This is a genomic window from Streptomyces sp. NBC_01431 (genome assembly GCF_036231355.1).
Taxonomy (GTDB): Bacteria; Actinomycetota; Actinomycetes; order Streptomycetales; family Streptomycetaceae; genus Streptomyces.
Window position 1 is genome coordinate 471,104 of sequence record NZ_CP109497.1, and the last position, 14,848, is coordinate 485,951.

At 71.9% G+C, this 14,848-nt stretch carries 6 protein-coding genes and 1 pseudogene; all 7 read left to right on the forward strand.

The window, feature by feature from the left end:
* Positions 1–243: 243 nt before the first annotated feature.
* The 7 genes and pseudogenes from OG522_RS39540 (at position 244) to OG522_RS39570 (ending at position 14,650) form a co-directional block, all read left to right on the forward strand.
* The gene (locus OG522_RS39540; protein WP_329468295.1) at positions 244–1,575 is read left to right on the forward strand and encodes an ATP-grasp domain-containing protein; all 1,332 of its coding nucleotides are present in this window, start codon (positions 244–246) and stop codon (positions 1,573–1,575) included.
* On the forward strand, positions 1,572–4,715 hold the full coding sequence (locus OG522_RS39545) for an amino acid adenylation domain-containing protein (protein ID WP_329468296.1): 3,144 nt from the start codon (positions 1,572–1,574) through the stop codon (positions 4,713–4,715). The genes OG522_RS39540 and OG522_RS39545 overlap by 4 nt, the downstream gene beginning before the upstream one ends.
* A gap of 43 nt (positions 4,716–4,758) precedes the next feature.
* Positions 4,759–10,563, forward strand: coding sequence for a non-ribosomal peptide synthetase (locus OG522_RS39550; RefSeq protein WP_329468297.1), 5,805 nt, complete (start codon positions 4,759–4,761; stop codon positions 10,561–10,563).
* Between the two features lie 106 nt (positions 10,564–10,669).
* Positions 10,670–11,974: a KamA family radical SAM protein gene (locus tag OG522_RS39555; RefSeq protein ID WP_329468299.1), complete on the forward strand. Its 1,305-nt coding sequence runs from the start codon at positions 10,670–10,672 to the stop codon at positions 11,972–11,974.
* A gap of 462 nt (positions 11,975–12,436) precedes the next feature.
* Positions 12,437–12,649: pseudogene (locus OG522_RS39560) on the forward strand (ricin-type beta-trefoil lectin domain protein); the annotation flags it as partial.
* A gap of 346 nt (positions 12,650–12,995) precedes the next feature.
* The gene (locus OG522_RS39565) at positions 12,996–14,177 is read left to right on the forward strand and encodes a glycosyl hydrolase family 18 protein (RefSeq protein WP_329468301.1); all 1,182 of its coding nucleotides are present in this window, start codon (positions 12,996–12,998) and stop codon (positions 14,175–14,177) included.
* A gap of 239 nt (positions 14,178–14,416) precedes the next feature.
* Positions 14,417–14,650 carry a hypothetical protein gene (locus OG522_RS39570; RefSeq protein WP_329468303.1) on the forward strand — a complete coding sequence of 78 codons (234 nt, stop codon included), beginning with the start codon at positions 14,417–14,419 and terminating at the stop codon, positions 14,648–14,650.
* Positions 14,651–14,848: the final 198 nt, after the last annotated feature.

The following is a 14,848-nucleotide window of genomic DNA, read 5'->3' on the forward strand; positions in this document are numbered from 1 at the left end:
CCCCCAGGTATTGGCAAATGGTTTCTGACGCAGGACCGCATGGCTTGTCGAAGGCACATGTACGGGACGCCGATACGGTTCGCGCAAAGGGCGAAGAGAACGCGACGGCGGCGGCGAACGTAACATCGCCGCTCTCCGTCGAACAAGGCCCATCGGCGCGGTAACTGGGGGGTATTTCCGCGGGATCGATACGGGAACGCTTTCAGGAATGCTGCTCAGGTCCGCGAGAAATGGAGTCGGAGCGTGGAATCAGTGGATCACAAGAAGCGTCTGTGCCTGGTGGGAGCGAGGGGGGCCTTTCTGCGCGAGGCGCTCTCGCTGGGCGTCGAGATTCTGGCCGTGCAGACCCCGGAGGAGTACCGGGGCCTGCCGGCCGATCTCGCGGCCGAGGTGACCTCGCTCGTCCTGGACTACCAGGACACCGACCGACTCGTGGAGCTGGTCTCCGCGCTGCACGCGGTTCGGCCGCTGGACGCCGTGGTGACCGTCTTCGAAGAGGCGCTGCTGCCCGTGGCCCGGCTGGTGGACGCCCTCGGGCTGCCGGGCGTCCCGCACGCGACGGTGACGCTGCTCACCGACAAGTGGGCGATGCGCCGACACCTGCGCGAGGCGGGGGTCAGCTCGGTCCTCGCGGAGCTGGGCACCGGCCGCGCGGATCTCGCCGCCTTCGGCGGCATGGCCGGATACCCGTTCATCGCCAAGCCGGTTGCCGGTTCCGCGAGCCTGGGAATCTTCAAGGTGGAGTCGGCGGACGACATCGACCGGGTCCACGAGGGTCTCACCGCCGTCGGTCTCGGTACGTTCCTCATGGAGGAATTCCTTGAGGGCCCCGAGATCAGCGTCGACGGACTTTCCTTCCACGGCCGCTATGTCCCGGTGGCGATCTGCGACAAGATTCTCGGTCCGGATTTCGTCGAATTTGGTCACTGTTTGCCCGCACGGCTCTCCCCGGAGACCGAGCAGGAAGTCGTCGAACTGGTCGCGGAATTCCTCGACTGCGTCGGTCTGGCCGAGGGGCTCTCCCACGTCGAGGTCAAACTGACGCCGGCCGGACCGCGCATCGTCGAGGGGCACAACCGGCGCGGCGGCGACCGTCTCAACACCATGGCCGAGTCCGTCTACGGCTTCAGCCTGGAGCGCACGGCCCTCGAATTGGCGCTGGGCGTCATGCCCGAACGGCACGCCCGCCCCGAGGCGAAGGGCGCCTCTTCCGTCTGCTTCTTCGCGGCCGAGCGCGGTGTGGTGAAGGAGGTCACCGGCGCCGAGGAGGTCCGCGCCCACGCGCAGGTGCTCGAACTGCACATCAACTTCCCCGCAGGGCAGGAGGTTCCACCGCTGCGCTGGTCCCTGGACCGGGCCGGATACGTCGTCGTGCACGCCGACACCGCCGACGCGGCGGAGGCCCTCGCCAGGGATCTGGCGGGCCGGATCGCCTTCGCCGTCGAGCCGAAGGACTTCGACACGTCGGCCGAGCGGGACGACCTGCGGGCGCTGGTCGGCGAGATCGACCAGTCGAACCGGCTGGGTTACGCCCGCCCCGCGGCGGACGCGGCACAGGAGCGGCACCCGGCATGAGCGACGGCATGCCGACGACCCTTGACGGGCTCGTGACCCTGCAGTGCGCGCGCACCCCCGACGCGGTGGCCGTGGTGTGCGACGAGGCCTCACTGACCTACGCCGAGCTGGACCGCCGGGCGGCCGCGGTGGCAGCGGTGCTGCGTGCCCGTGGGGCCGGGCCCGATTCGGTCGTCGCGCTGTGCCTGCCCCGCTCGACCGACCTGGCGGTCGCCGTGCTCGCGGTGGTGCGGGCCGGCGCCGCGTATCTGCCGCTGGCCGTGGACGACCCCGGCGACCGGCTGAGGCTGCTGGTGCGCGACTCCCGCGCGGTGGCGGTCCTCGCCTGTGCCGAGACGGCCGGGACGGCCGACCCGTGGGGCGTCCCGGTGCTCGACATCGCCGACTGCCCCGCCGCGCCCGTCGGCCCGGTGCCGGTCACGGCGGGCGAACGGAACCTCGCCTACGTCCTGTACACCTCGGGATCGACGGGGCTGCCCAAGGGCGTGCTCACCGAGCACGCGGCGATCCGCAACCGTCTGGAGTGGATGCAGCGGGCCCTGCCGATCGGCCCGGGGGACACGGTTCTGCAGAAGACCCCGTACACGTTCGACGTGTCTGTCTGGGAGTTCTTCTGGCCGCTGATGACCGGAGCCCGGCTGGCCTTCGTCCGCCCCGGCGGCCACCGTGACCCGCGCTGCCTGCTGCGCGCGATCCACGACAACTCGGTGACGGTGCTGCACTTCGTGCCGAGCATGCTGGAGGAGTTCCTGCATGAGGTGCCGCACGCGCACACGGCATCGGTGCGGCGGGTGCTGGTGAGCGGCGAGGAGCTCAAACTCGCCACCCAGCAGCGGTTCTTCGAGCGGCTGCCCGGCGTGGAACTGCACAACCTCTACGGGCCCACCGAGGCCGCGATCGACGTCACGCACTGGCGCTGCGATCCGCTCCAGCGGACCGGCCGGGTGCCCATCGGGCACGCCATCGACGGTGTGCCGCTGTACGTCGTCGACTCCGAGCTGCGGCCTGTGGCACCCGGCGGGACCGGCGAGCTGTACATCGGCGGTGTCGCCGTGGCCCGCGGGTACCTCAACCGGCCCGAGGCCGATCGGGCGGCCTTCGTGCCGGACCCGTTCCGGCCCGGGGCCCGCATGTACCGCACGGGCGATCTGGCGTCCGTACGTCCCGACGGGGCCCTGGACTACCACGGCCGGATCGACCACCAGGTCAAGCTGGGAGGAGTGCGCATCGAGGCCGGGGAGGTGGAGAGCGCCCTGGAGCGGCTCGACCCGGTGGACCAGGCGGTCGTGGGACTGAGCCCCGGCGCCGACGGACAGCCCCGGCTCGTGGCCTGGGTCACCGGCCGCTTCACCGATGCGGACGCCCCCGCGGTGCGGGCCGCGCTCTCCCGGACACTGCCCGCCGCCTACCTGCCCAGCGCGTTCGTCGCCGTCGGTGAGTTCCCGTTGAGCCGACACGGCAAGGTCGATCGCGGGGCACTGCCCCGGCCCCCGTACGAGGCGGATCCGGCGGGAGCGCCCGACGACGCCGGATGCGACCACGCGGACGGCGCCGCGGGCACGGTGGCGGACCGGCTGCGTCACCTGTGGCGGACCGTGCTGGGCTGCGACCCGGACACCCACGGCTTCTTCCAGGGGGGCGGCACCTCCCTGACGGCGGTGCGGCTGGTCTCGGCCGCGCGGCGGGAGTTCGACGTCGAGCTCGACATCAGCGACTTCCTCGCCCAGGCCGAATTCGGCCTCCTGCTGAACGCCGTGACCAAGGCGCAGGCGTCCGGCGCCGTCGGGCGCGCCCGCATCGAGCGCGTACCGCGGGACGGCCAACTGGCGCTTTCGTCCGCGCAGTTGCGCATGTGGCTGCTGCAACGCGCCGACCCCAACGACATCACGATGAACATCCACGGCGGGCTGCGCCTGACCGGCCCGCTCGGCCACGACACGGTGGTGCGTGTCGTCGGCCGGCTGCTGGAGCGCCACGAGGTGCTGCGCACCTCGTTCCCCGACTTCGACGGTCGGCCCGTCCCCGTGGTGGACGACCGGGTCCGCGTCGAGGTGCCCCTGGTGGACCGCCGGGGGCTCGCGGCGGACCAACGCGCCGCGGCCGCGGACGAGATGTGCCGCGCCGTCGGCGCCGAACCCTTCGACCTGGCCGCGGGGCCGCTGGTGCGCCCGGTGCTTGTCGCGTTCGACGACGACGACCACTTCCTCGTGCTGACGCTGCATCACATCGTGACCGACGGCTGGTCGTGGTCGGTCATCGCCGAGGACTTCTGCGCCCTGTGGGCCGCCGAGACCGGCGCGGCCCCGGCTCCGCCGGACCCGCTCGCCGTCCAGTACGCCGACTACGCGGCGTGGGAAACGCGACAGGAGCCGGATCCGGCCGCGCTCGGCTACTGGGCCGAGGAGCTGAACGACCTGCCGCCGCTGCCGGGCCTGGCCGGGGCCCGCGAGCGCCCGCGCACGCTGAGCCTGGCCGCGGCGACGGTGGACGTGTCGTGGCCGCAGAACTTCGCCGCACGGCTTGCCGCGTTCTGCGCGCGGCACGGGACGACGGCCTTCAGCGTGCTGCTGGCCGGATACGCGGCCCTGCTCGGACGGCTGTCCCAGCAGGAGGACCTGATCGTCGCGGCCCCGCTGGCGAACCGCACCGACGTGGACGTCGAGCCGCTGGTGGGCTGCTTCATCAACACCCTGCCGCTGCGGATCCGTCCGGACGAGGACGTGACGTTCCTGGCCCTCGTGCGACAGGCGGCGGCCGTCGCCGCGGCCGCACAGACGCACGGTGCCCTGCCGGTTGAGCGCATGCACACGCCCTCGGCCGCCGAGCGCACGGCGCCCGGCCTGTCGCCGCTGCTCCAGGCGCTGCTGGTGGTGCAGAACACCCCGGCGTGGCGGGCCGAGCGGGCAGGGCTGCGGGCCGAGGTCGTCGAACTGCCCAGCCCGCGCACGCACTACGCGCTGAAGCTGGAGGTCCGCTCGCTCGAAGCTCCGCTGCCCACCCGGCTCGTCCACGCCCGCGACGTGCTCGGAGCGGAGCAGGCGGCCACCTTCGCGGCCCAACTGGCCGGCTTGCTGGACCAGGCCCTCGCCGACCCGGAGGCGTACGTCTACGACTACTCGCTGCTGAGCACCCTGCGCTGACCCGCGACTCCCCACCCGTGATCGAAATGGAGAAAGCCGCGCCATGAGTGGCACCAACACCGACAACCGCACGTGGGTGGGCACGACCACGCCGCCCACCCCGGCCGAGGCCGGGAGCCCGCTCACCGCCCCCGTACCGCCGCCCGTCACCGAGCTCATCGAGCGGCAGGCGGCCGAGCATCCCACCCGGGTGGCGCTGCGCCGCGGCGAGCGCAGCTGGGACTACGCGACGCTCGCCGCGACAGCACGACGGGTTGCCACCGGCCTGCTGGGCGAGGGGATCTCTCCCGGCCAGGTGGTTGCCGTGCACGGCGGCCGCAGCTTCGAGACCATGGCCGCCGTACTGGGCGTGATGCGAGCACGCGCCGTCGTGTTGCTGCTGGACGCGGCGCTGCCCACGGGCCGGGCCAGCGACCTGCTCACCGCGTCGGGCGCCGAGCTGATCGTCGCCACCGGCGACGAGGCCGCGCTCGCGCCGGAGCGGACGCGCGCTTTCGCGGCGCTCGCGTACGGCCCCGAGGGCGCGCTTCCCGCGCTCGACGCTCAGGACGCCGCCTATGTGTTCTTCACGTCGGGCACCACCGGACGCCCCAAGGGCGTGCTGGGCTGGCACGGTGCGCTGTCGCACTACGTGGGCTGGGAGCAGGAGGCGTTCGGGTTCGGGCCCGGAGACCGGGTGGGCCAGGTCGCGGCCTCGCTGTCGTTCGACGCGGCGCTGCGCGACATCTTCCTCGCGCTGACCTGCGGGGCCACGCTGGTCCTGCCGGACTCGGACCGGCCCTACGAGGATCCGGCGGGCATGCTGCGCTGGTTCGACCGACAGGGCGTGACGATCGTTCACACCGTGCCGAGCGTGCTGGCGTCGTGGTTGCACGCGGCGCCGCAGGAGGCGGCCCGGTTCGCCACCGTGCGGCTGCTGTGTTTGGCGGGCGAACCGTTGCAGGGCGCGCTGGTGCGCCGCTGGCGCGAGCAGTTCCCGCAGTTCGCCGGCCGGGTGCTCAATCTGTACGGCACCACCGAGGGAACCATCCTGCAGTCCTGCCAGGAAGTCCCCGAGCAGGTGCCGGACGGCATCCTGGCGGTGGGCGGCCCCATCGCCGACACACAACTGCTCGTCCTGAACCGGCGCGGCGCCCTGTGCGGAGTGGGTGAGCCGGGCGAGGTCGTGGTGCGTACGCCGTTCCTGACCCGTGGCTACCTCGACGGTGACGAGACGTCGGACGCGTTCAGCACGAACCCGTTCACCGACGACCCCACCGACCGGGTCTACCGAACCGGCGACGTGGGCCGCTGGTCGGTCGACGGCACGCTGGCCATCAGCGGCCGGGTCGACGACCAGGTCAAGATCCGCGGCGTGCGGATCCAGCCGGTCGAGGTGGCGGCGGTGCTCAGCGGGCACGCGAGCGTGCGCGAAGCCGTGGTGATCGTCCGGCACGACGCGGAGCAACGGCCGCACCTGCACGCCTATGTGGTGCCGGCGGGTGCCGTGACGGCCGCGTGGCGCCAGGAACTGCGCGATCTGGTGGCCGCCCGGCTGTCGACGGCGGCCGTTCCCTCCCAGCTGATCGAACTGGCGGTGCTGCCGCTGTCCTCCAACGGCAAGGTGGACCGCGCCGCGCTGCCGGAGGTGCGCGAGGCGGGTGCCGAGGAGGCCGCACCGGCGCAGCGTCCCGTGGGCCGCGACGAGCAGCGCCTGGCCGCGCTGTGGGCGGAGATCCTCGGCCTGCCGGTGGCGGCCGTCGCCCGCGACACTCACTTCTTCGACCTCGGCGGTGATTCGCTGAGCATGGTCCGCGTACTGTCACGGGTGCGGCGGCAACTGGGCGCGGACATCGGAATGCAGGAGTTCTTCCGGCACCCCACTGTGGCCCAACTCGCCGCACTCATCGAGCAGTTCACCGAGGGCGGTGCGCGCAAGGCTGCGGCCATCGAGCGCCGGACGGACGCCGGACCGCTGCCGTTGTCGCACGAGCAGGAGGGCCTGTGGTTCCTGCACCAGCTGGTGCAGGACAGCTTCGCGTACAACATGGCGGGCGCCTTCGAGCTGCCGCTGGACACCGAGGTCTCCCGCGTCGAGAAGGCGCTGACGGAGGTGCTCGGCCTGCACGAGTCGCTGCGCACCGTGTTCCGCGCGGACGGCGACCGGCCGGTGCAGGTGGTCACGGACCGGACCGCGCCCGACCTGCGTGAGCTGCCCGCCGCCGCCGGCCGCGCGGCGGCCCTCGCGGCCCTGGCGGCCGAGGCCGCACTTCCCTTCGACCTGGAGGCCGGACCGCTGCTGCGCGCCCGCCTGGTGCGCACCCCGCGGGAGCTGGTGCTCGGCCTTGTCATCCATCACATCGTCTGCGACGGCTGGTCCTGGGAGATCATCGCTGCCGACCTCGACGCGGCCCTGGCCGGCCGGCCCCCCGCACCCGACGGGCCTGCGGCCCTGCAGTACGCCGACTTCGCCCGCTGGCAGCGCGAGCAGACCGACGACGCGGTGCTCGCGCGGGCCCTCGACTTCTGGACCGACCGGCTGCGGGACGCCCCGCAGCTGGAACTGCCGACCGACCGGCCCCGCTCCGCCGCCACCCAGCGCGGAACGATCCACCGCTTCCCCGTCCCCGCCGCCACGGCCGCGCGGTTGGACCGCTTCTGCCGCGAGCGGGGCGTGACCCGTTACCAGGCGATGCTGGCCGCCTTCGGACTGCTGCTTTCGCGCACCGCGCACCAGGACGACGTGGTCGTCGGCGTCGACAGCGCGGGGCGCGACCGGCTCGAACTGGAGCAGACGGTCGGGTTCTTCGTACGCACCCACGCGGTCCGCATGGACTTCGCGGGGTCACCCGGTTTCGCCGACGCGGTGCGCGGCGTGCACGACACCCTGCTCGCCTCCTACGAACACCAGGAACTGCCGTTCCCGCGGATCGTCGAGGCGCTGCGCCCGGACCGGGACAGCGGCCGGACCCCGCTGTTCCAGGCGATGTTCCGGATGCCGCCCGCGGACGTGCCCACGGGACCGCTGTCGATGCTGCGGCCCGTCGACCTCGAAGGCACCTTCGCCACCTCCAAGTTCGACCTGACGATGGTGGTGCGCACGCTCGGCGGCGAGCTGGTGTGTGAACTGGAGTACAACACCGACCTGTTCGACTCGGAGTTCGCCGAGGGCCTCGTCGAGCGCTACACCTCACTGCTGTCCGAGGGAGTGCGCACCCCGGACGTCCCCGAGTCCCGGCTCGGCCTGCCCGCCGCAGAGGCCGCCGCTGTCGGCGACACCGCCGCTCCCGCCCCGGTGACGCGGCTGATCCGCGACCTCGCCGAGCTCCGGCCGGCCACGGTGGCCGTCCGCAACGGCGAGTACTCCTGGACGTACCAGGAGCTTCTGGCCGCGGTGGACCGGATCGACATGGCGCTGCCCGAGCGGACGGTCGTCGCGGTGGTCGGCGACAAGAGCCCCGCTTCGGTGGCGGCCCTGATCGCCGGCATGGAGCGCGGCCGGGTGATCGTGCCCATCGACGCGGCCCTGCCCGCGGCCCGGCGTGCCCAGATGGTGGCGCGGGCAGGCGCCCAGCTCGCCGTGGTCGCCACGGCCGCGCCGCTCGACGTGGAACTCCCGGTGCCGACGGTGCGGCTGTCCGCCGACGGCACACCCGCGGCGGCCGTTGTGCCGGTGGCCCCCGCGTCGGTGCCCGAGGGCGCCGCGTACGTCTTCTTCACCTCCGGGACCACCGGTGAGCCCAAGCCCGTGCTCGGCCGCCGCGCGTCGCTCGATCATTTCGTCGCCTGGGAGCGTGCCGAGTTCGCGGTCGGCGCGGACGACCGGGTGGCCCAGCTGACGGCGTTCTCCTTCGACGCAGTCCTGCGCGACATTTTCCTCCCCCTGTCGTGCGGCGCCTCGATTGTGCTGCCGCCCGCGGGCACCCAGGACGACGCACAGCGGCTGCTGGCCTGGCTGGAGGACGAGCGGGTGACGGTGGTGCACACCACGCCCAGCGTCCTCGGTTCGCTGCTCACCCTCGGTGGGGACGCGGGCGACATCCGCCTCGCCTCGCTGCGTCTGGTGTGCCTGGCCGGCGAGCCGCTCCAGGACACCACGGTGGCCGCCTTCCGATCCCAGTTCCCGCGCTGCGGCGCCCAGTTGGTGAACTTCTACGGGCCGACCGAGACCACCATGATCCGCAGCTTCCACAAGATCCCCGACGCCGTCACGGCCGGCGTGCAGCCGATCGGCCGGCCGCTGCCCGACACCCGCGTCACGGTGACCGGCCGCGGGGGCCGGCCGTGCGCCCCGGGCGAGCGCGGGGAGATCGTCATCGACACCGACTTCGGCACCCTGGGCTATCTGGCTCCCGCCGGTGAGCCGGGTCGGCTGACGGTCACCGACGAGATCCACGCCGGACACCCGTACCGCACCGGGGACATTGCGGTCCTGCGTCACGACGGCACCATCGTGCCCCAGGGACGCAGGGACGGGACGGTCAAGATACGCGGCGTGCGCGTGCACCCCACCGAGATCGCCACCGCCGTTCTGACCTGCCCCGGAGTCCTCGCCTGCCACGTGGAAGCGGTCACCCACGACGGGGAGACCCGGCTGGTCGCCTTCTTCACCGCGCAGGACGGCGGGCCGGCCACCGTCGAGAGGCTCCGCTCCCACCTGGTCGAGCGGCTGCCCGCGCCGGTCGTCCCTGCGTTGCTCCTGGCACTGCCCGCGCTGCCGCTGCAGCCCAACGGCAAGGTCGACCGGCGCGCGTTGCTGTCGTACACGGGCACGGCGGCGGCCACCCCCTATGTCGCGCCGCGCACCGCGACGGAGCGGGCGCTCGCGCAGATCTGGTCCGACCTGCTGAAGAAGGACGACACCGGAGTCGAGTCCGACTTCTTCGAGAGCGGCGGACACTCGCTCCTGGCCACCGTGATGATCACCCGGGTGCGCAAGCAGTTCGGTGCCGGTCTGACCTTGCGTCAGGTCCTGGAACAGCCCACCATCGCCAAGCTGGCCGCGGCGATCGACGCCGCGCAAGATCCGTCGCGGTCCGAGCACAGCGGCGACCTCGTCGCGCTGTCCGACGCCGCGCAGGGCAGTCCGCTGTTCTGCGTGCACGGCATCGGCGGCGACGTGCTGGCCTTCCGACCGCTGGCCCGGCTGCTGGCCGACGCGGTCCCGGTGTTCGCGTTCCGCGCCCAGGGCACGGACCTGGGCGAGCGGCCGCGCTCCGACATCCGGCAGATCGCCGCTGCGTACCTGTACGAGATGCGGCAGGTGCAGCCCAGCGGGCCCTATCGGATCGCGGGCTGGTCGGTGGGCGGTCTGATCGCGTACGAGATGGTGCGCCAGCTGGCCTTCGACGGCGAGCGGGTCGAACTGCTTGCGCTCATCGACTCCTACGCCCCGGGCGCCCGCGCCTATGACGGCTTCGACGCGACCCCGCAAGAGCGCGCCGCCTCGTTCGTGGCGGACCTGGCGGGCACCGGCTTCGACGGGCCCGTCCCCGACCCGGCCGACCTCACCGCGCCCACGGGCCCGGCCCGGGCACCGGCGGGCGACGGCACGGACGCCGAGCTGCGCCGCCGTTTCGGCGTCTACCTCGCGCACTCCAAGGCCGCATCGAAGTACCGGCCCGCCGCCAGGCCCGTGGAGGCCGACCTCCTTCTGCTGCTGCGCGCCCAGGAGCAGCAGCGACCGGAGGGCACCTCGCCGGCTCTCGGCTGGGAACGCCTCGTCGACGGGTCCGGCGAGCCGGGCGCGGCCGACGGCCGGCTTGAGGTCCTGCCCGTGCCCGCGGACCACTACTCCGCGCTGCGGCAGCCCGCGGTGCAGACGCTGGCGGATCGCCTCCGCACAGCCTTCTCCCGAGCCGGGCAGTGACGCCCGTGCACGTACCGCAGGCCGCCACCCCCGCGACGGCCCCGGCCCTCGCGGGGCTCCGCCCGCCGAGAAGGCCCCACCGCCGTACCGCAATCGGAGGTTCCCGATGATTCCGCCGTCCCCCCTCGCGGGCGAGCGCTTCCGTGCGCTCGGCCCCCGGCACCTCGACGAGATAGCCCGCCGTTACGGCCTCCCGGACCGGCTGAGGGAGTCGGTGCGGGCCATCTCGCAGGTGCTGCCCTTCCGGGTCAACGAGTACGTGCTCGACCAGCTCATCGACTGGGACCGGGTACCGCATGACCCGCTGTACCAGCTGACCTTCCCGCAGCAGGGCATGCTGGGCGAGCAGGACGAGAATGAGCTCGCCAAGCTCTCCACCGACCGGGCAGACCGACAACTGCTGAGGGAGAAGGTCGCCGAGGTGCGCCGGCGTCTCAATCCGCATCCGTCGGGCCAGCAGCTCAACGTGCCGCTGCACGCCGGGGAGCCGCTGCCGGGCGTACAGCACAAGTACCGCGAGACGGTGCTCTATTTCCCCGGCCAGGGCCAGACGTGCCACTCGTACTGCACGTACTGCTTCCGCTGGGCCCAGTTCATCGGCGACCCCGACCTGAAGTTCGCGGCCCCGGAACCCAGCGGCCTGGTGCGGTACCTCGGCAGCCACCCCGACGTCCACGACGTGCTGATCACCGGCGGCGACCCCATGGTCATGTCGACCGAGCGGCTGCGCAGCCACATCGAGCCGCTGCTCGCCGTGGACACGGTGCGCACGATCCGCATCGGCACCAAGTCGGTGGCGTACTGGCCGCAGCGCTTCGTCACCGACCAGGACGCCGACGACGCCCTGCGGCTGTTCGAGCAGGTCGTCGCCTCCGGGCGGCAGTTGGCCGTCATGGCCCACTTCAGCCACCCGCGCGAGCTGGAAGGCGACATCGTGCGCACCGCGCTGTCCCGGATCCGCGCCACGGGCGCGGTCGTGTACTGCCAGGCCCCGCTGATCGCCCACGTCAACGACGACCCCGAGGTCTGGAGCACCTTGTGGCGGATGGAGCTGGCCGCGGGCGCGGTCCCTTACTACATGTTCGTGGAGCGCGACACCGGCCCGCAGGAGTACTTCCGGGTGCCGCTCGCCCGAGCGGCGGACATCTTCGCGCGGGCCTACCGGACGCTGCCCGGCCTTGCCCGCACGGTGCGCGGCCCGGTCATGTCGGCGACGCCGGGCAAGGCGGTGGTCGACGGGGTCGAGGAGACCGCCGAGGGCTCCTTCTTCCGGCTGCGCCTGTTGCAGGCCCGCGACCCCGAACTGGTCGGCCGCCCGTTCCGCGCCCGGTTCAGCCCCGACGCGGCCTGGCTCGACGACCTGGTCCTCGATCCGGCCACCCCGGGCGACCTGCGGGCGGCGCTGTCGTAGCCGTATGACGCCGTCGTGGCGTTCCGGTTCAACGTTTGGTCGGCGCCAGAGCATTGGCGTCGCTGCCTGGCAAACATGCAGGTGGAACGGGGTCGGTCCGATCAGGGACCGGCCCCGTTCGCGTCCCCCGCGCTGGATCCGCGCTCGCTGACCTGACGCCTCGTCATCCGTCGTCGTCCCTGGTTGTCAGGGCGACACCCCCAGGACAGCCGACACCAGCCGCGGTCTCCAGGTGACGGGATGGGTGATCGCTCGCTGCGCGACAGCCACCGCCGGTACAGGAAGTAGCTACCGTGCGGCTAGTGTCCTTCTGCCCGGGGAATTCGGTGAGTCGGCCGTTCCAGCTGACGGCGAGCAGGTCTGGGATCCCGTCGCCGTCGGTGTCGCCGTCGCTGGTGAGTGCGGGGTAGGAGGGGGGCATGAGGCCGCTGTTGATCTGCTTGCGGGTGGTCGCGTCGCCACGCCTACGACGCGGGCAAGACGGGCGGCGCCAAGGTCGTGATCTGGGACTGCCACGGTCAGACCAACCAGAAGTGGCGGGTGAACAGCGACGGCTCGCTCACGAACGTCAACGCCGGCCTGTGCCTGGACGCCTACAACAACGGCACCGGCAACGGCACCCAGCTGGTGCGGTGGTCCTGCAACGGCCAGAACAACCAGAAGTGGACGGCGTAGCAGCCCCGGCCTGGGCCGGGGCACTTCCCAGGCCCGCGCGGCATCGTCGTGCGGTCAGCCACGGCATGAGCCTGCCGGCCGGCGGGCGCCGAACGCGCAAGGGTCGCAGGACTGTGTCCGCCCGGACCCTTGCGCATCTCACTGGGTCGCCTGCTACAACGACCGTCGGTCATCCTGGCCGCCCCGCCAGGCCGCGTCCGGCGAACCCCGCCAGCCAGACAGAGCAGAGGACCCCGGCCACTGGCAGGTCCTCTCAGCGTTCACGATCAACCGAGGTACTCGCCAACGTCGATCGCATCCGACGCGGATACACCCCCTCGTCACCCTCGACGGTGGCTCCGCGATCATGGTCCTTGTCTACTGGAAGACCCTGATCTGCCGAAAGGGACTCATGGCCGGCGCCCGGATGCTCCTTGCCACTGCCCTCGTCGTCGTACTGGCCGGTTGTAGCGCAGGCCACCGTGCCGGCGACAGTGACCGGACGTCACCTCGATCCTCTTCGTCCGTCGGCGGCGCGAACCCGGCCGAGACGTCCGCGCTGCCCGGCCTTGAGGCATGGGTCTACCCCGGATCCACGGGGGAGGACACCTGCGGGGCCGCCGCCGAGTACCGCGACGGCAGGCTCCGCCATGGAGTGCTCAAACCGCAGTACTGGGACGTCGACTCACGTGGCGCGCTGAAGCTGCTGGACTCCGACCTACACCCCTGCAACGGCTTCAGCGAGGCCAACGCCGCGGACGTCAAGGGGCATTCGGCCGCCCAGTACACCACCGTCTCCGCGATGGACCGGTCCGCGATAGCCGCGTTGGTCAGCGACCCGGCCCGTCGTACGGCTGCGGTCGGCTCGCTCACCGAGCTCGCGAAACGTATCGGATTCACCGGTGTGGACATCGACTTCGAGGACTTCTGGGCCTGGACGGCCGACGACGAGCGCGGGTACGAGGCATTTCTCACCGAGCTCGCGGGGAGTCTGCACCGCGCCGGCCTCAAACTCCAGGTCGACGCTCCGGTCGAAACCCATGACGGCGACTCGGTGTTCAACTATGCGGCCGTCATGCGCACCGGTGTGGACCAGTTGGTCGTCATGGACTACGGCCGACAGTTCAACACCCCCGAGGGAGAAAGGTGCTGGCCTGTATCGCCGCACAGCTGGGTGCGTGAAGCCGTTACCTACGCCCAGTCCCAGGTGCCGGACAAGGACCGGTTGGTCATCGGCCTCCCGTCGTACGGCTTCACCGCTCCCGACCCTTGCGTCCCGGACAAGGTGAAGGACAGCGTCGCGCTCGCCACGATCCGCCGGGCGCCTGGCTACTCCGACGACCGCAGGACAACGGCCGCCCGCCGGGACTCAGCCTCCGGCGAAGTCCGCTGGACAGCGGGTGGCACGCTCTACGACTACACCGACCAGCAGGGTATGGACGCCAAGTTGGCCGTCCTTCAACAGCTCGGGGTCACGCACGTGTCGGTGTGGACGCTGGGCGGAAACCCATGGTTCTCGGCTGGGGCATTGCGTCGCGCCGCCCGCTGAGCCGTGGCAGCTCGCGTACTCGCCGCAGCGCTCCTTTACGCCAATTCGGGCGCGGGGTGAGCTGGCCCGATGGGCGGACGGTGGGGGTGTGGGCCGGTGGGTTTGTCCGGCAGTGAGGCCCGGATGTCATGGGGCTACGAGTTTCTGGTACCGGCCCCTTGGCGGAACCCACGCCTGATAGGGGCCGACGCGGTGGACTATGACGGGGGTGACTGTGTGTACCTGACGTGATCGTTGGCATGCTCGAAGAGAAGCTGGAAGCGCTCTCGCGGGTGACGTCCGAGCACATGGCCATGCCGTTCCCACCCGGGTTTCGCCGCGTGGATGTCGAGGACCGGGACATGCTGATCCTCGACGTGGCCGCCTACGGCTATGAGGCGGACGTCCTCAATGGGGCCTTTCCCCGAACGCCAACGCGCAGGCCTCATACGGCTGGTGACGAAGTTCGACACGGTGCTACCGGCAATCGGTGACGTACGCGGTCAGGTACTACACGCACGTGCGGCACATGGCCCTGCTGGCCGCCGAGGCCGAGGACCTGCGGCCAAGCCGTACTCCGGCGGGGCAACGGCAGGCGGGTACCTTCGGGCGTTTGACCGTGGTCGCCACTCCGCCCCCCCGCTCCCGCGTCCGTCCCCGGCCGCCCGCTGCGTTCTGGCACCCGCACCCAT